The organism is Synergistaceae bacterium, assembly GCA_012521675.1.
In the GTDB taxonomy this organism is placed as follows: Bacteria; Synergistota; Synergistia; order Synergistales; family Aminobacteriaceae; genus JAAYLU01.
This window is the reverse complement of record JAAYLU010000025.1, coordinates 34,285-50,140: the sequence shown is the minus strand read 5'-3', so window position 1 is coordinate 50,140 and position 15,856 is coordinate 34,285. Positions and strand designations below refer to the sequence as shown.

Annotated in this window: 19 protein-coding genes; all 19 read left to right on the top strand. The window is 60.1% G+C overall.

Annotated features, from left to right (window positions below; genetic code table 11):
* Nucleotides 1-610 (top strand): UMP kinase (locus GX181_03120; GenBank protein NLM70940.1); only part of this gene is annotated, 610 nt, incomplete at its 5' end.
* Nucleotides 611-657: 47 nt separating this feature from the next.
* A complete protein-coding gene (frr, locus tag GX181_03115; protein ID NLM70939.1) occupies nucleotides 658-1,215 on the top strand; it encodes a ribosome recycling factor in 558 nt (185 codons plus the stop codon).
* A gap of 36 nt (nucleotides 1,216-1,251) precedes the next feature.
* Entirely contained in the window at nucleotides 1,252-2,229 is a 978-nt protein-coding gene (locus tag GX181_03110) for a D-glycerate dehydrogenase (GenBank protein NLM70938.1), read from the top strand.
* Nucleotides 2,230-2,252: 23 nt separating this feature from the next.
* Nucleotides 2,253-3,041 (top strand): Nif3-like dinuclear metal center hexameric protein, encoded by a 789-nt coding sequence (locus GX181_03105; GenBank protein NLM70937.1) that lies wholly within the window; start codon nucleotides 2,253-2,255, stop codon nucleotides 3,039-3,041.
* Between the two features lie 45 nt (nucleotides 3,042-3,086).
* On the top strand, nucleotides 3,087-4,088 hold the full coding sequence (trpS, locus tag GX181_03100) for a tryptophan--tRNA ligase (protein ID NLM70936.1): 1,002 nt from the start codon (nucleotides 3,087-3,089) through the stop codon (nucleotides 4,086-4,088).
* Between the two features lie 2 nt (nucleotides 4,089-4,090).
* Entirely contained in the window at nucleotides 4,091-4,861 is a 771-nt protein-coding gene (locus GX181_03095; protein NLM70935.1) for a segregation/condensation protein A, read from the top strand.
* Entirely contained in the window at nucleotides 4,839-5,441 is a 603-nt protein-coding gene (gene scpB / locus GX181_03090) for an SMC-Scp complex subunit ScpB (protein NLM70934.1), read from the top strand. Before GX181_03095 ends, scpB begins: the two co-directional genes overlap by 23 nt.
* The gene (locus tag GX181_03085) at nucleotides 5,420-6,148 is read left to right on the top strand and encodes an rRNA pseudouridine synthase (GenBank protein ID NLM70933.1); all 729 of its coding nucleotides are present in this window, start codon (nucleotides 5,420-5,422) and stop codon (nucleotides 6,146-6,148) included. The genes scpB and GX181_03085 overlap by 22 nt, the downstream gene beginning before the upstream one ends.
* 20 nt (nucleotides 6,149-6,168) lie before the next feature.
* On the top strand, nucleotides 6,169-7,059 hold the full coding sequence (locus GX181_03080) for an HDOD domain-containing protein (GenBank protein NLM70932.1): 891 nt from the start codon (nucleotides 6,169-6,171) through the stop codon (nucleotides 7,057-7,059).
* Complete coding sequence (locus tag GX181_03075) at nucleotides 7,056-7,736, top strand: (d)CMP kinase (GenBank protein NLM70931.1); 681 nt, start codon at nucleotides 7,056-7,058, stop codon at nucleotides 7,734-7,736. The genes GX181_03080 and GX181_03075 overlap by 4 nt, the downstream gene beginning before the upstream one ends.
* A complete protein-coding gene (locus tag GX181_03070; protein NLM70930.1) occupies nucleotides 7,733-8,383 on the top strand; it encodes a 1-acyl-sn-glycerol-3-phosphate acyltransferase in 651 nt (216 codons plus the stop codon). Before GX181_03075 ends, GX181_03070 begins: the two co-directional genes overlap by 4 nt.
* A complete protein-coding gene (gene hflX / locus GX181_03065) occupies nucleotides 8,380-9,483 on the top strand; it encodes a GTPase HflX (protein ID NLM70929.1) in 1,104 nt (367 codons plus the stop codon). Before GX181_03070 ends, hflX begins: the two co-directional genes overlap by 4 nt.
* Nucleotides 9,480-10,364: a YicC family protein gene (locus GX181_03060; GenBank protein NLM70928.1), complete on the top strand. Its 885-nt coding sequence runs from the start codon at nucleotides 9,480-9,482 to the stop codon at nucleotides 10,362-10,364. Before hflX ends, GX181_03060 begins: the two co-directional genes overlap by 4 nt.
* Nucleotides 10,365-10,369: 5 nt before the next feature.
* Complete coding sequence (locus GX181_03055; GenBank protein NLM70927.1) at nucleotides 10,370-10,639, top strand: DUF370 domain-containing protein; 270 nt, start codon at nucleotides 10,370-10,372, stop codon at nucleotides 10,637-10,639.
* Complete coding sequence (gene gmk, locus GX181_03050) at nucleotides 10,617-11,216, top strand: guanylate kinase (GenBank protein NLM70926.1); 600 nt, start codon at nucleotides 10,617-10,619, stop codon at nucleotides 11,214-11,216. The genes GX181_03055 and gmk overlap by 23 nt, the downstream gene beginning before the upstream one ends.
* Entirely contained in the window at nucleotides 11,213-11,455 is a 243-nt protein-coding gene (locus GX181_03045) for a DNA-directed RNA polymerase subunit omega (protein ID NLM70925.1), read from the top strand. Before gmk ends, GX181_03045 begins: the two co-directional genes overlap by 4 nt.
* Entirely contained in the window at nucleotides 11,433-12,638 is a 1,206-nt protein-coding gene (gene coaBC, locus GX181_03040; protein ID NLM70924.1) for a bifunctional phosphopantothenoylcysteine decarboxylase/phosphopantothenate--cysteine ligase CoaBC, read from the top strand. Before GX181_03045 ends, coaBC begins: the two co-directional genes overlap by 23 nt.
* A gap of 9 nt (nucleotides 12,639-12,647) precedes the next feature.
* Nucleotides 12,648-14,456 (top strand): prephenate dehydrogenase, encoded by a 1,809-nt coding sequence (locus tag GX181_03035; protein NLM70923.1) that lies wholly within the window; start codon nucleotides 12,648-12,650, stop codon nucleotides 14,454-14,456.
* A gap of 22 nt (nucleotides 14,457-14,478) precedes the next feature.
* Entirely contained in the window at nucleotides 14,479-15,795 is a 1,317-nt protein-coding gene (locus tag GX181_03030; GenBank protein ID NLM70922.1) for a ribosome biogenesis GTPase Der, read from the top strand.
* The last annotated feature ends 61 nt before the right edge of the window (nucleotides 15,796-15,856 follow it).

Genomic DNA, 15,856 nt, shown 5'->3' with positions numbered 1-15,856 from the left:
GGCAGGGGTGCAGGTCGCAATGGTCGTCGGCGGCGGGAACATGCTGAGGGGAAGGGAGCTCGAGGCCTTGGGCGTCGAGCGCTCCCAGGCGGACTATATGGGCATGTTGGCCACCGTGATGAACGCCCTCTGCCTCCAGGACGTCCTGGAAAAGTACGGAATTCCCACGAGGGTTCAGACCGCGATAGAGATGCGCCAGATGGCCGAGCCTTACATACGCCGAAGGGCCCTGCGACACCTCGAGAAGGACAGGATCGTCATCTTCGCGGCGGGCACCGGGTCTCCCTATTTTTCAACTGATACGGCGGCCGCTCTCCGTGCTGCGGAGATGGAGGCCGACTGTCTGTTGAAAGCTACGAAGGTAGATGGTATATATAGTGCGGACCCAAACAAGCATCCCGAGGCCGTCCTGCTGCACAGGCTCACGTACATGGAGGCTCTCCGGCGGAGGATCGAGGTCATGGACGCGGCTGCGTTCTCTCTATGCATGGAGAACAGCATCCCCATCGTCGTGATGAACATACTTCAAAAGGGGAACTTGAAGGAGTTCCTGATATCGGACAAGGACATAGGCACGGTCGTGTCCGGACAGGATGCGCAGGAAGTCTGAAATATGCCCCCGTCCGGGGGAATCTGTTACGAAGGAGGAAACCCGGCATGCCAAAATCAGAGCTTAAAGAAATGAAAGGGAAAATGGAGAAGGTCGTCGATCATCTGAAGAACGAGTTTCTTGCGATCAGGACAGGGCGAGCCCATCCGGGGCTGGTCAGTGACATCAAGGTCGACTACTACGGTGCACCGACGCCCGTCAAGCAGGTCGCCACGATCACGGTTCCGGAGGGGAGACAGATAGCCATCGCCCCCTTCGACCGAAGCGCCCTCAAACTCATAGAAAAGGCCATCCTGGCCTCCTCCCTGGGGGTTACTCCCCAGAGCGACGGCGAGATCATTCGGGTCAACCTTCCGGAGCTCACCAGGGATAGGCGGGTGGAGCTGACGAAGCTCGTCGGGAAGTATGCCGAGGAGGGACGGGTGGCGATAAGGAACATCCGCAGGGACTCCAACGACGTCCTGAAGAAAATGGAGAAGGACTCCGAGATAAGCGAGGACGACCTGAAGAGATTGAGCAAGGAAGTGCAGGATATAACGGACGAGTTGATCAAGATGGTAGACGAGGTCCTGAAGGGCAAGGAGAAGGAGATAATGGAGGAGTGACCGCCATTGTCCTTAGAATAGACAGGGGGTGCGTCTATGTCTCTTCCTAAGGTATATGTAGCCCGCAGGGTCCAAGAGACGGGCATGAGCCTGCTTGCAGGCCGGGTGGACTACGAGGTCTGGGAGGGTGACGGGCCAGTCGACAGAGCTGTCCTCATGGAGAAGAGCGCCGACGCGGAGGGGCTTCTGGCCACCCTGTCGGATCGAATCGACGAGGAGCTGTTAACCGCCTGCCCCCGGCTCAGGGTCGTCAGCAACTACGCCGTAGGTTTCGACAATATCGACGTCCCCGCCGCCACGGAGCGAAAGATCATCGTTACGAACACTCCCGACGTGCTCACGGACGCCACCGCAGATATCGCCTTCACTCTTCTCCTGGCCAGTGCCCGCAGGGTGGTAGAGGCCAACGAGTTCTTGCGCTCGGGCGACTGGGTCACCTGGAAGCCCGATCTCCTGCTCGGCGCAGATGTCTCGGGCGCAACGCTGGGCATAGTCGGGATGGGGAAGATCGGCCAGGCGGTCGCCCGTAGGGGCAGGGGCTTCGGAATGAAGATCCTGTACGTGAACCGCTCCTCGAGGGAGGAAGCGGAGCGAGAGCTCGGTGCAAGAAGGGTATCCTTCGAGGAGCTTCTGGCGGAGAGCGACTTCATCTCGCTGCACTGCCCGCTCAGCGACGAGACCAGGGGGCTGATCGACGAGAGGGCGCTCCGCGCGATGAAGAAGACCGCCTTCGTGATAAACACCTCGCGAGGTCCCGTGGTGGACCAGGGGGCGCTTTTCAAGGCCTGCTCCGAGGGGTGGATCGCAGGTGCCGGGCTGGACGTCTTCGACGTGGAGCCGGTTCCTCTTGATGAACCCCTTCTGACCTTGAAGAACGTCACGACCCTTCCTCACCTGGGAAGCGCCACTGTGAGGACCAGGGAGGCCATGGCGCGGAAGGCCGCGGAAAACCTGCTCGCCGCCCTCGACGGACGACGCCCGGCAGACCTCGTGAATCCCGAGGTCTTTGATTAAAGCTCGGTCAATAGGAGAGAATTGTGCTGAAGGTAGCTGATCTCGACCGCATTCTGAACGATGCGGTTCCTTATTCTTGGGCCGAGGATTGGGATAACGTCGGTCTCCTCCTCGGGGACGCGGATGACCGGGTAACGGGAGTGGCAGTAGCCCTGGACCCCTCCCTCGAGGCCATGCGGTCGGCCGTGGATGCCGGCTGCTCGGTACTGGTCACTCATCATCCCCTGCTCTTGAGCCCGATAAAGCGCTTGGACTGTTCGGAGGGTGCAGGCGCCAGGATAGCATTCGCCATAAGGCGTCGCCTCTCTCTCTTCGCCCTCCACACCAACTGGGACGTATCCCCGCGTGGTGTGAACGCAGTCATAGCGGAAGCCCTGGATCTGAGAGAAGTGCGGCCCCTCATCCCGTCGACGGATACCTCCGGCTCGTGGGGCATCGGCGCCATAGGCGAGTTGCCGCAGGACGCACCGATGGACGATCTGGGGCTGTCGATCAAGAGAGCTCTTGGGTTGTCCCGGCTGGAGGTCCACGGGAAGCCGGCCGGAACTCAAGGCCTGCTGGCCCTGTGCGGCGGCTCGGGAGGCTCGCTATGGAGCTCTGCAAGGGCTTCCGGGGCGAACATGTACTTCACCGCCGACATGAAGTACCATGACAGGCTCGACGCCCTTGACGCCGGCATGGGACTCCTCCTGGCCGACCACGGAGAGATGGAGAACTTCTCCATGAAGGAGCTGGCCCATGTCGTCTCGCGCTCATCCGGTATCGAGGCGGTGTTGCTGGACGCGCCCGAGCGCGCGTTTTCTATGATATAGTCTGTGTTCGGGGAGAAGCTATCCTTTCATATGGGGTGATTTGGATTGACCAATAAAAAACGAGTCTTCAGCGGAATGAGGCCCACGGGGAAGCTCCACCTGGGGCATCTTGCAGGGGCTTTGACCAACTGGATAAAACTTCAGGACGATTACAACTGCTTTTACTGCATAGTCGACTGGCACGCTCTAATGTCCGATTACGCGGATACCTCCGCGATGGCGGACAACTGCAGGGAGGTCCTGCTGGACTGGCTCGGCGCCGGCCTTGACCACGAGAAGTGCACGATCTTCGTCCAGTCGCACGTGCCCCAGCACGCGGAGCTTCACCTGGCCCTCTCGATGGTCGCTCCGCTGGGCTGGCTGTACAGGTGCCCCACCTACAAGGAGCAGATCCTCAACCTTCAGAACAAGGACCTGAGCACCTACGCCTTCCTCGGCTACCCGGTGCTGATGGCGGGGGACATACTCCTCTACAAGGCCGAAGTGGTCCCCGTCGGGGAGGACCAGAGCGCCCACCTCGAGCTGACGAGGGAGATGGCCAGGAGGTTCAACTCCTTCTACGGGGCGATTCTTCCGGAGCCGCAGATAATGCTCACCCCGACTCCCAAGGTGCCCGGGACGGACGGGCGAAAGATGAGCAAGTCCCTGGACAACTCCATATACATCTCCGACCCTCCCGAGGCAATCTGGGAGAAATTGCGCACCATGATCACCGACCCCGCGAGGGAGAGGCTAGTCGATCCGGGGGAGCCTGAAAAATGCCCGGTCTGGGACATCCACAAGGTCTTCAACAACGACGAGGAGGAGAAGGCCGAGATCGCCAAAGGCTGCCGGACGGCGGGCATAGGGTGTGTGGACTGCAAGAGGAAGCTCCTGGCGCACGTCGAGAGGGTGATGGGGCCGATAAGGGAGAGGCGCGCCCGGTTCGAGAGCAAACCTGAACTGCTCCTTGATATACTCTCCGAAGGGGCGAAGAGGGCGGAGGAGACGGCCGCGAGGACCATGGAGGAGGTCGTGGCCGCAATAGGCCTTTACAGAAGAGGATAGAGTTGGACGAACGGATGGGCGAGCTGGCCGAGTTCGAGGCGGAGGTGGAGGGCTTCTCCGGCCCTTTCGACGCCCTCTGCTGGCTGGTGGAGAGCAGGGAGCTCGAGGCCTCGCAAATCTCCGTGAGGCAGGTGGTGCTCATCTACGGGGGCTACCTCGCAAACACCGGCAAGGTCTCCCTCTCGGTCGTATTCGACTTCATGCTCATGGCCGCGACCTTGGTGTTGAACAAGATTCGCTTCCTGATGCCCGGTCGCGAGGCCGCCGAGGAGGTCGCGGTCCCGGAGGACCCCTCCGCGGAGGATGTGCTCGAGAGGCTGTCCAGGTATCGCCCGTACAGGATGGCGGCTGTGGAACTTGCAGGGATGAAGGAGAGCAGGGACAGAGTTTTTTTAAGGGAGAATCCGGACGAGGGAGAGGATAATGCCCAATACCTTGGAGATCTGTACGCCCTCTGCAGGCTCTGGTGGAGCCTGGAGGATGCCGCGAGAGCCGCTCGTTCACCGGCGGCCCTTGTGGAACTTGATCTTGATGAATGGGATGGTGTGCCGACCTCTTTGCCCAAAGAGGAGCAGGTCGATATAAAAATGTCCGATATCATGTCGAAGCTTGCGGACCACGGCCATTCGAGTCTGTCGTCCATCTTGGGCGAGAACATGTCGATACAGAACCTTGTGCTGACCCTCATCGCTCTCCTGGAGATGAGCAGGGTCGGGCGCATCAGGATGACTCAGAGGGACTTGTTCGGCGATGTCGTCGTCGTCGGGATCTGATTCTCTTTCGACAGTTGCAAAGGGTATAGAGGCGGTGCTTTTCGTGTCGTCCGCGCCAGTCTCGACTGATGCTCTTTCCGAGCTGTTGTCGGTTTCCCCGGCGCGGATCAGGCGTGAAATCGACGAACTTCGCGACCTGCTGCTGCGTCACGGGCACGGAATCACGATCCTTAAGGTGTCCGGCGGATGGCGGATGGCGTCATCGGAGGATGTCGCGGAGATAGTAGGCTCTTTCAGGGATACGGCGACGATACAAAAAATACGCTTGAGCAAGGCGGCGGTGGAGACTCTGGCGGTGATAGCTTATAATCAACCTGTGACCCGCGGAGAGGTCGAAGATATCCGGGGCGTCCGGTGCGAGAGGGTGATCGAGACCCTCCTGGCCCATGGTATGATCCGGATCGCGGGGAGGAGGAGAGGAACCGGCTCTCCGCTGCTTTACAGGACGACCGAGAGGTTCCTCGAGACGTTCGGTCTTTCGTCCATATCCGAGCTGCCGACGCTGGAGGAACTGGACGAGCTGGTGCCGCGCGAAGCGCCGCATTCTTCGGGGGCCACATGGCTGACGGAGTCCGACTGAACCGCTTCCTGGCCTCGTGCGGCCTCGGGTCTCGGCGCAAGGTGGAGGAGCTTATCAAGGAAGGCCGTGTTCGAATCGACGGAAAGGTGGTCATCCTGCCGGGATACCGCGTCATGCCGGGGATGGAGGTCAGGGTCGACGACAGAACGGTCTCCGAGCAGGAGAGCCGGTACTTGGTCGTCAACAAACCCCCGGGGGTCGTTTGCGCCGTCAGCGACGAGTGGAGCCCGACGGTTCTGAGCATATTGCCGCAGGAGTTCGAAGAGGTGCGGCTCTTCCCGGTGGGAAGGCTGGACAGGGACAGCCAAGGGCTCTTGATCCTCACCAACGACGGGCTGTTCGCGCACGATGTGATGCATCCGTCCAAACGAATACTGCGCGAGTACGAGGTGCGGGTCGATCGCGACATAACCCGCAAGGAGGTTCGCAGGTTCATGTCCGGGACGGTGCTGGACGGACGTCTTGTCAGACCGGTCAACGCCCTTCTGCTCGACAGGGAGCCCCGGGGGAGATGGCTCTCGATAGTCCTGGCCGAGGGGTTGAAGCGAGAGGTCCGTCGAATGGTGGCCGAAATTGGTTGCGATGTGGACGTGCTGATTCGCAGAAGAATTGGTAAAATGGTGTTGAGGGATCTGCAACCTGGCCGATTCGTAGAGATGTCTCGCGGGGCGCTTTGGCGCGCCATCCGTAACGGTGGATTTGTCTGAGGCACGGAGGAGGACGGAAGATGGAAGGAATTGACGAACGTACACGAGAGCTGATCAAAAACCGCATCCTCGGCAAGATAAAGGAGATAAGGTCGTTTCCGCAGTTCGTCGTGGAGACCATGCGCAAGCTGAACGATCCGGACAGCAGCGCCCAGGACGTGGCGGCGAGTCTCTCCAGGGACGAGGGGCTGGTCATACGTACGTTGAAGCTTGCCAACTCCGCGGCCTACGGGATCTCACGCGATATCTCCAGCATCACGGAGGCTATAGCACTCCTTGGATACAAGAATATCAGCAGCATCGTCCTCGCCGCCTCGGTCTACTCGGTCATGGACAAGCCGCTCGCAGGCTATGCCCTCGACCGGGGAGTCCTGTGGCGTCACTCCCTGTCCGTGGCGTACTCGGCGAGGTACATCTCGCAGCTGACCAGGAGAAGCCTGCCCGAGGAGGCGTACGTGGGCGGCCTGCTGCACGACGTGGGCAAGGTCGTCCTCAACGACTACGTGCGATTCGGCTACGGGATCATAACCAAGATGGTAGAGGAGCAGCAGATGCCCTTCCTTGAGGCGGAGGTGCAGGTGCTGGGGTTTGACCACGCCCTCGTGGGCTCGATGCTGGTGGAGAAGTGGGGCCTTCCGGAGGCCTTCAAGTACGCCGTCGCCTATCATCATGCTCCTAACGACCTGGACGAGCCGGAATACCAGGACCTGGTCGACGTAGTGCACCTGGCGAACTCCCTCTGCCTGATGCTGGGCGTGGGCATAGGGGCGGACGGACTGCAGAGCTACCTCTTTCCCGAGAGCTTGGAGCGCCTCGGCATAGAGGACTACGAGACGCTTATGTCAGACCTTGTCGACTTCGTCGCCCAGGCGGAGGAGGAGCTCTCCGAGATGGAGGAAGCCTTTAGATGAGCAAAGGCTCTTTCGTGGTGGCGATCGACGGGCCTGCCGGGGCGGGCAAGAGCACACTTGCGAAAAACGTCGCGAAAAAGCTTGGCATGCGCTATCTGGATACCGGGGCCCTGTACAGGGCCCTCGCCTACCATCTGCACTCTAAAAACATCCCTCCGGAAGAGGGAGGGGAGATGGAGAAGGCCCTCGGGGAGATATCTCTGACAGTTGAGCAGGACTCGCTCCTGGTGAACGGAGAGGACGTCCGCGAACTGATTCGTACGCCGCTGGTCGACTCCATCGTCTCATCCTACGCCTCCCTTCCGTCCCTGCGGAGGCGGCTTCTTTCGATCCAACGAGAGCAGGGCGAGAGGGGCGAGCTGGTAGCCGACGGGCGAGACATGGGAACAGTGGTCTTCCCCGATGCGGATGTGAAGGTCTTTCTCACCGCCTCCGACGAGGTGCGCGCCAAGCGTCGGCAGCTCGAACTGACCGAGCGAGGGGAGTCGGCGTCCTACGAAGAGGTGCTGGATTCCATAAGGTCGCGAGACAGGATTGACAGCGAGCGCTCGGTCGCTCCCCTCCGCAAGGCCGAGGGGGCCGTCGTACTCGACACGGATGGACTGACGATAATCGAGGCGGTCGACGCTCTCGCCTCAATAGTATTGGAGAGCAAGAGGAGAGCCTCGTCAAGATGACGCTCTACAACAGGGTCTTCTACTTTCTTGTCAGACGATTTTTCTTCATATGCCTGAAGGTCTACAATCGCCTTTCAATAAAATGGACCTCCGCTCTCCCGGGGCGAAACGTCATCGTGGCCGCCAATCACACCAGCAACCTGGATCCCGTGATAATGGGCGCGGTTTTCCCTCGTCGCCTCCGCTACCTTGCAAAGGAGGAGCTCTTCAAACCTTTTCTATTCGGTGGCGCGATCCGCGCGCTCGGTGCGATACCAGTGAGCAAAAGCGACAGCCAGAGGGCCGGTGCCGCTCTTCGCACCTTCCTGAAGCTCCTTGAAAGCGGCGAGAACGTGCTTATCTTCCCCGAGGGAGGCCGTTCTACCGACGGAAATCTACAGCCTCTGGAGGGAGGAGTGGCCTTGATCGCTCTTAAGTCGGGGGCCCCGGTCGTGCCGGCGATGATCTCCGGTGCCTTCGAGGCCATGCCGCCGGGAAGAAATTGGGTGAAGCCGTTGCGCCTGTCAATTGTCTTCGGGGATGCGATCGACTCGTCGAAGTATGCCCCTCTTGGAAAAGAGGGCAGGGACTCCCTGTTGAAGGATCTCGACGATTCCTTCGCCTCTTTGGGCGGCCGCCGGTCGCCGGCGGAGAAAGAGATTTCATGAAAAAGGCGGTCCTGGCTGCCATAGAGCTGCCCGGGCAAAACTTCTCCCCAACGCTCCTCATGGAAGAACTCTCCCTGCTCCTGGAAAACCTCGGCATCGCCACCGTCGGTACGGTGGTCCAGAAAAGGGGAAAGCCCGACCCGGCGTTCCTTTTGGGCAAGGGAAAAGTTGAAGAGGCGGCGCTTTTCTGCCGGGAGACAGGCGCGGACCTGCTAGTGTGCAACGAAAGCCTCAGCCCCGGACAGAAGAGCAATCTTCAGTCGGTCGTGGGAATAGAAGTGTGGGATCGCCCTTTCGTGATCATGAAGATCTTCGAGAAGCGAGCACGGACGTCCGAGGCCAAGCTGCAGGTCGAGATGGCCCTCTGCAGATACGAGATACCCCATCTGAAGGGGCTGGGGGTCCAGATGTCGCGCCTCGGCGGAGGCATAGGCACGAGAGGCCCCGGCGAGACGGAGTTCGAGATCCATCGAAGAAGGCTTGAACGCAGGATCAGGGACATCGGAAAAAAACTCCGGACCCTGAAGCGAAAAAGGGAGCTTCAAAGGGCCAGGAGGAGAAAGATGCGAGCGCCCGTTGTCTCCCTCGTCGGATACACCAACAGCGGAAAGTCATCGCTCCTGAGGGCGTTGAGCGGCGACTCTTCGCTCATCGTCGAGGACAGGCTATTCACCACTCTCGACACATTCATTCGCTCGGTCTTTCTGTCGTCGGGCAGGAACGTCCTCGTGTCGGACACGGTGGGTTTCATCAGGGATCTGCCCCCGGGACTCGTGGCCGCCTTCAGGACGACCCTGGAGGAGATTACTGGCTCCGACCTGTTGCTGATAGTCATAGACGTCTCCGCGCCCGACTTCCTCGAGGTCAGGGACGTAGTGGAGCAGACTCTGTACGAGATCGGGGCGGGCGATACGCCGCGACTCTTTGTCTTGAACAAGATGGACTTGGTCTCCAAGGATGATTTGAGCGCCGCCATGGCCCGCCTTGGGGTTGGAGAAAACCAGGTGTTCGGCGTTTGCACTCTCGACAAAAGGGGATTGCCGGAGCTTCGGAGGGCGCTCGCTCGAATGTTGGACAATACGGAGGGAGAACCTGCATGATACGCAGCATGACCGGCTTTACCAGGGAGTCAGGCGTCTACGACTGGGGAACGATGATCCTGGAGCTTTCCTCCGTCAATCACCGTTACCAGGAGATATCTCCGCGGCTCCCCAGGGAGTTGGCCTCCTTCGAGCCGGTTGTGACAAACAGGCTAAGGCAGGGAACCGGCAGGGGGAAGATGCGCTGCACCGTGGAGCTGCACTGGGCTGCCCAGTACAGGACGGCCTCTTTGGACACCGAGCTGCTCTCAAATTACCACGAACAGCTCTCGGAGCTCGCGGCGACCTTGGGGAATAGTGCTCCTCCCTCGCTGGATTCCCTGTTGACTCTGCCCGGAGTGTTCGATTCTCCCTCCCGGTCGGACCGCTTGGAGGAGATGATAAGGACGGCGATGGAGGAACTCCTAGACAGGGCTGTCGTGAACCTATTGGAAATGAGAGAGGTCGAAGGGGCGAATTTGCTTGCTGCCATTGAGGAATACCTGGCTTCCTTGGGAGACTTGGTGGACTCTCTCGAGACGGCATGGACGGCCAAAAAAGAGGAGGTCATGAACGAGACCAGGGCCAGGATCGCCTCCTTGCTGGAAGGCGTCTCCCTTGACGTCGATCAGAACCGCATCGCGCAGGAGATAGTCATACTCTCCGACAAGTGGGATATATCCGAAGAGTTTGTTAGGGCAAAGAGCCATCTCGGTCAGTTCAAGACCATACTGAACGGCAAGGAGTCGGAGGGGAGAAAGCTCGATTTTCTCCTGCAGGAGATGAACAGGGAGGTAAACACGATAGGTTCCAAAATTGCGGACGCGGAACTCCGATGGATGGTGGTGGAGGCAAAAGCCATCCTCGAGAAGATAAGGGAACAAGTCCAGAACGTGGAGTGATGATCATGGCCGGACGCCTGGTTCACATAGGATTTGGCAACATGATAGTGGCCGAACGCATAGTGGGCATAGTGCACCCCACGTCCGCCCCGATCAAACGCCTGAAGGAAGAGGCGAGGACGGAGGGCAGGCTGATCGACGCGACCCAGGGAAGAAAGACCAGGGCGATACTTATAACCGACAGCAACCACGTGATTCTCTCGGCTATTCAGCCGGAGACCATCGTCAACAGGTATGAAGGCGAAAGCGAAGATGTCAGGAAAACAGAGGGGTAGGCTCTTCGTGCTCTCGGGGCCGAGCGGCGCCGGCAAGGGCACCCTGAGGAAAATCATGTTCGAGGGGGCCGAGGGGATAACCTTCTCGGTCTCTTGTACCACCAGGCCGCCGAGAGAGGGCGAGAGAGAAGGAGTTGACTACCGGTTCATCTCGAAGGAGGACTTCCTTGACAGGCTGAGGATAGGGGACTTTCTGGAGCATGCGGTCGTCCACGGAGAGTACTATGGAACCCTGAGGGAGGACGTGAACCGAGTGCTTGAGTCGGGAGAGGATATCCTGCTCGAAATAGATGTGCAGGGGGCGTTGCAGGTCAGGGAGAGCATGCCGGAGAGTGTGCTCCTGTTTGTGACACCCCCGTCCTTCGAGGAGCTGGAGAAGAGGCTCCGCGACAGGGGAACCGAGACCGAGGATCTTCTCAAGCTGCGCCTCTGCAATGCGAGACGGGAGATGGAACAGCTTCCTCTCTACGACTACGTCATCGTCAATGACTGCGTCGAAAGGGCGGCAAGGGAGCTAAAGGGCATTATTTCTACGTACGGGAATGACGAAAAGCAACAAGGAGGAGTGGGATCATGAAGCTGTACGACTTGGATTCCCTTGGAGAAAAGCAGGGGATAGACAATAAATACGTCCTGACCGTGGCTGTGGCGGCCAGGGCGCGGGCTTTAAGCGAGCAGAAGGGGCGGACTCTCGAGGAGGAGAACGAAAAGTTCATCTCCACAGCCTTGGAGGAGTTCTACCAGGGAAGGCCGAACTGTCCGGCTGAGGAAGAAAAGCTCGAGGCCGAGGAAGATGCCCGGGTGGAAGAGGAATAGACGGGCGGTCCTCGGTATTGCCGGAGGCATCTCCGCCTACAAGGCGCCCGAGATCGTCAGGGCTCTGACGAAGGCGGAGTGCGAGGTCGAGGTCGTTCTCACCGAGGGAGGAGAGAGGTTCGTCAGCCCTCTGACCCTTTCGACCCTCGCCGGCAGGCGCGCCTGGTGCGGAAGGGATTTTCTGTCCGACGACCACGGCTGGAGGATACCCCACATCTCGCTTGCTGATTGGGCCGAGATAGTGGTCGTCGCCCCCTGTACCGCCGAGACTCTTGCCAACACCGCCCAGGGCAGGGGAAAGGAGCTGCTAGGCTCGCTGATCCTTGCGACGCGCGCCCCGGTACTGCTCTGCCCGGCGATGAACGTGGACATGCTCGCCAACGCCGCCACGTCGACCAACATCGAGACCCTGAAGGAGAGAGGCCTCTTCATTCTGGACCCGGACGCCGGCCCGCTGGCCTGCGGGTACGAGGGCAAGGGTCGCCTGCCCGCCACGGAAGTGATAATGGAGGAGACCTGGCGGATTCTCTGTCCGCATGACGATCTCGCTGGAAAGCGGGTCCTCGTAACAGCCGGGCCGACCCACGAGTACCTCGATCCCGTGCGCTTCATCGGCAACCCCAGCTCCGGGAAGATGGGACTGGCGGTCGCCAGGGCGGCGTGGTACAGGGGCGCCGAGGTGACCCTCGTGTTGGGTCCGTCCTCGTTGACGAACCTGGCCGGCCTTGACGTCGTAAAGGTCGTCTCGGCCGAGGAGATGAGGGAGGTGGTCATGACCCGATCCGGAGACGCGGACTACATAGTCAAGGCCGCCGCCGTAGGGGATTTTCGTCCCGCCTCGTTCGCGGACGAGAAGATCAAGAGGGGCGACCGTGAGACGACGACCATCGACCTCGTCCAGAACACGGACATAGCCGCTGCCCTCGGAGCCACGAAGAGACCGGGACAGGTGCTGGTCGGCTTCGCCGCAGAGAGCCACGACATCGTCCAGAATGCCGTCGGTAAGATGGGGAGGAAGAAACTGGATTACATCGTCGCCAACGACATAACCGATCCCCGGTCCGGCTTCGGGGTAGACACGAACACCGTGCGCATACTCGGGGCGGACGGTGCCTCCTCTGTCTTCACCGGGTCAAAGGAGGACGTCGCGGAGGAGATTTGGAACACGATAACTCTCGGCTGAAGGCCCTTCATGCCCTATTATGAGGTGACAGTCCCCGGACCCTGGTGGCATGGCCTGACTTACGAAGCGAACTCTCCCGTGGAGATCGGGTCGAGGGTGGTTGTCCCCTTGGGGCGAGGAGAGCGTATCGGGATCATCAGGGGCGCCGGGAGTCTCAACAGGGACGATACCTTCGCCCTCAAGTCTGTAAGGGCCGTGCTGGACGAAGCTCCGCTCTTCCCGGAGGGCCTTGCGGAGCTGTTTGAATGGGGAGGCGGGGCCTTTCTGTGCGGAGCAGGCGAGCTCATACGAATCGGCGCACCGTCCGTTCTGTTCGCCTCGGCCGAGAAGCTGAACCTTGCGCCGCCATCCCCTTGCGATAGAAAAGCCGAAGGCGGGGAGACCTTTCAATACTCTTGCCGTCGGGAGGATAGATGGCTCAGGTATGTCGAGCTGATCAAGCGCAGCGGTAATTTTATCATCCTCTTTCCGGAGCAGGGACTGGCGAGGGAGTTCTGGGACAACCTTCCGGGCGAGGTAAGAGAGGTGGCTCTTCTTTGGCCGTCACAGGGCGGCAAGAGGCAGTTAGCAGCGTGGATGGCAGCGCGAAACGGCGAGGTGCGCGGCGTCGTCGGCGGCCCCGGTGCCCTGTTCGCCCCTCTTGGGAGGGTGGACGCGATAATCGTCGACGAGGAGAGTAGCGGTTCTTACCGCTCCTACGCGAGGCCGAGGGTAAACGTCAGGACCCTCGCGGGCAAGAGGGCCAGGCTCGAGTCGGCGAACCTGCTTCTCTCCGGTAGAGTGCCGTCGTCTAGGGCCTTTCTGCATGGAAAACCCAGGTCGACAGATAGGCCCGACAGAAGCAGGCTTCGATTCGTCGACGTAAAAGAAGCCTTCGACGCCTCAATTCGAGGTTTAAGCGACACCCTGCCGCTCACGAGCGCGCTCCTCACTGGAACGGAATCGTGCCTTGCCTCGGGAAGGGTCGCCCTCTGGCTTCTAGACAGAAAGGGCTTCGCGGGGGAGATAGCGTGCGAGGAGTGCGGCGGATCGGTGCGCTGCGGGGAGTGCGGTGCCTCGGTAGTCCGGGAGGAGCAGCGCGATCGCACTCGTTGCCCTTCGTGCGGTTCGCTCGCCCCGATGCCGGAAGAGTGCCCGGAGTGCAGAGGACGCCTGCTCTGCGGCAAGCGTCCGGGGCTTGAGGCCGTCCACTCGGTGGCAAAGAGCTTGGCGAACCGGAAACAGCCGGCGCTATTGCTGGACGAGCTGAAGTCGGCGGGAAAGAGGAAACTGAAGGAGATCTCCGACCTCCTCTCTTCCGGCGGGATAGCGCTCGGCACACGGGCGGCCCTCTCCTTGTGCGACCTGTTGGAGATCGGCTTCGTCGCCTGGCTGGACGTCGACGCGGAGGCCAGGAGCACGGCGTACCAGGCCAGGTTCACCGCATTCTCCATGGTATGGGAGTCGATATGGAGGGGCAGGGGTGCAGGGGAGAGGACGGTGCTTCTCCAGAGCAGGAGGCCGGGTGTCGGCTGGCAGAGAGGAATAGCGCTTGGATGGGACGTATTCTGGAGGCAGGAGCTCTCCGAACGGCGGGAACTCGGACTGCCGCCCTTCTCATGCCTGGTGGAGATAAGGGCGAGGGGCGAATCTCAGAAATCCGAGCTGCTTGCCAGCATGGGGGAGGCCGGGCTGGCCCCGATGGACCCCGGCGACCCGCCGCTCGTCCTATGGGTTGCGTCGTCCTCCGTCTCGGCGGTTCGCAGGGCTCTAGAGCCTTTTTTTTCGATAAGACGCTCCAGGGGAGGCTTCCCGGAGATAATCGTCTGGACAGATTGAGCTTCACCGGGAGGAATGGAGAATGCCTGTTGTTTCTATAGTGGGAAGGCCGAACGTGGGAAAATCGTCGCTCTTCAACCGTCTTCTGGGGCGGCGAGAGGCCATTGTCGACGATATGCCGGGAGTGACGAGGGACAGGCTGTACGGCGAGGCCGAATGGCGGGACAAAAAGTTCTTCGTCGTGGACACGGGCGGCTTTTTGGCCAGGGACGAAAACGAATTTGTGCAGGGTATGAGAAGACAGATCAAGGTCGCAATAAGCGAGAGCGACCTCGTGCTCTTCGTGATCGACGGCAAGGAAGGGCCGACGTGGATGGACGAGGATGTCGCCGACATGCTTCGTCGCTCCGGGAAGCCCGTGATCGTAGTGGCCAATAAAATCGATGACGGGATCCACGAGGACCTGGTCTTCCAGGCTTATTCCCTGGGGTTTGGTGAGGTCATAGGTGTAAGCGCGGAGCATAAGCGCTACATATACGACCTGAGAGATCTCATCGTCTCCAAACTCTCCGACATCGAGGAGCCGCCCGCGGACGAGGATGCGATAGGGGTCGCCATTGTCGGTCGCCCCAACGTCGGGAAGTCAAGCCTGGTAAACTACCTGGCGAAGGAGGAGAGGGCGCTCGTCAGCGACATACCGGGCACCACCCGCGATGCATTGGACACGATGGTCGAGATCGATGGCATCACCTTCAATTTCATCGACACCGCCGGGATGAGGAGAAAAAGCAGGATGGACGGGGACATAGAATACTACTCCTTCGTCAGGGCCCTTCAGGCGGTGGACAGGAGCGACGTGGCCATCCTCGTCATGGACGCGAACGAGCCCTTCACCGACCAGGATAAAAAACTGGCCTCCCGCGTGATCGAGCGGGGCAAGGGAATAGTGCTGGTGCTGAACAAGTGGGACCTCCTCGGAGGCGATAATAAGCTGGGCGATTCCATGAGGAAGCGATTCAAGGACGAGATGGTTTTCCTGCGGCATGCGCCGCTCTTGTTCGTCTCCGCTTTGACGGGCAGGGGGATGAAAAGGCTCCCGGATGCGATCGTACGAGTGGCGGAGAACAGGAGGAGAAGAATAGGCACAACGCCCCTGAACCGCCTTGTAAGGGACGTGCTCGCATTCGACTCCCTTCCCGTGGACCGAAGGGGAAGGGTGCTGAGGATATACTACTGCACCCAGGCTGGGACGACCCCCCCCTCCTTCGTCTTTTTCGTGAACGACTCGAACCTGGTGTCAAGGTCGTTTGAAAACCACATTGAGAAGGAATTAAGGGGCTTGAATGAGTTTTCCGGCTCGCCGATACGCATTTTTTGGCGCAACAGGGATGAAAAATGAAGATTTCGCTTGACCAAGACTGGAAATGCTGGTAAATATAGACCGTCGGCAGGGGCTTAAA

Coding starts and splice junctions, on each gene's coding strand:
- frr (NLM70939.1), top strand. CDS start 658: ATGCCAAAATCAGAGCTTAAAGAAATGAAAGGGAAAATGGAGAAGGTC.
- GX181_03110 (NLM70938.1), top strand. CDS start 1,252: ATGTCTCTTCCTAAGGTATATGTAGCCCGCAGGGTCCAAGAGACGGGC.
- scpB (NLM70934.1), top strand. CDS start 4,839: ATGTCGTCGTCGTCGGGATCTGATTCTCTTTCGACAGTTGCAAAGGGT.
- GX181_03085 (NLM70933.1), top strand. CDS start 5,420: ATGGCTGACGGAGTCCGACTGAACCGCTTCCTGGCCTCGTGCGGCCTC.
- GX181_03080 (NLM70932.1), top strand. CDS start 6,169: ATGGAAGGAATTGACGAACGTACACGAGAGCTGATCAAAAACCGCATC.
- GX181_03075 (NLM70931.1), top strand. CDS start 7,056: ATGAGCAAAGGCTCTTTCGTGGTGGCGATCGACGGGCCTGCCGGGGCG.
- GX181_03070 (NLM70930.1), top strand. CDS start 7,733: ATGACGCTCTACAACAGGGTCTTCTACTTTCTTGTCAGACGATTTTTC.
- hflX (NLM70929.1), top strand. CDS start 8,380: ATGAAAAAGGCGGTCCTGGCTGCCATAGAGCTGCCCGGGCAAAACTTC.
- GX181_03060 (NLM70928.1), top strand. CDS start 9,480: ATGATACGCAGCATGACCGGCTTTACCAGGGAGTCAGGCGTCTACGAC.
- GX181_03055 (NLM70927.1), top strand. CDS start 10,370: ATGGCCGGACGCCTGGTTCACATAGGATTTGGCAACATGATAGTGGCC.
- gmk (NLM70926.1), top strand. CDS start 10,617: ATGTCAGGAAAACAGAGGGGTAGGCTCTTCGTGCTCTCGGGGCCGAGC.
- GX181_03045 (NLM70925.1), top strand. CDS start 11,213: ATGAAGCTGTACGACTTGGATTCCCTTGGAGAAAAGCAGGGGATAGAC.
- coaBC (NLM70924.1), top strand. CDS start 11,433: ATGCCCGGGTGGAAGAGGAATAGACGGGCGGTCCTCGGTATTGCCGGA.
- GX181_03035 (NLM70923.1), top strand. CDS start 12,648: ATGCCCTATTATGAGGTGACAGTCCCCGGACCCTGGTGGCATGGCCTG.
- GX181_03030 (NLM70922.1), top strand. CDS start 14,479: ATGCCTGTTGTTTCTATAGTGGGAAGGCCGAACGTGGGAAAATCGTCG.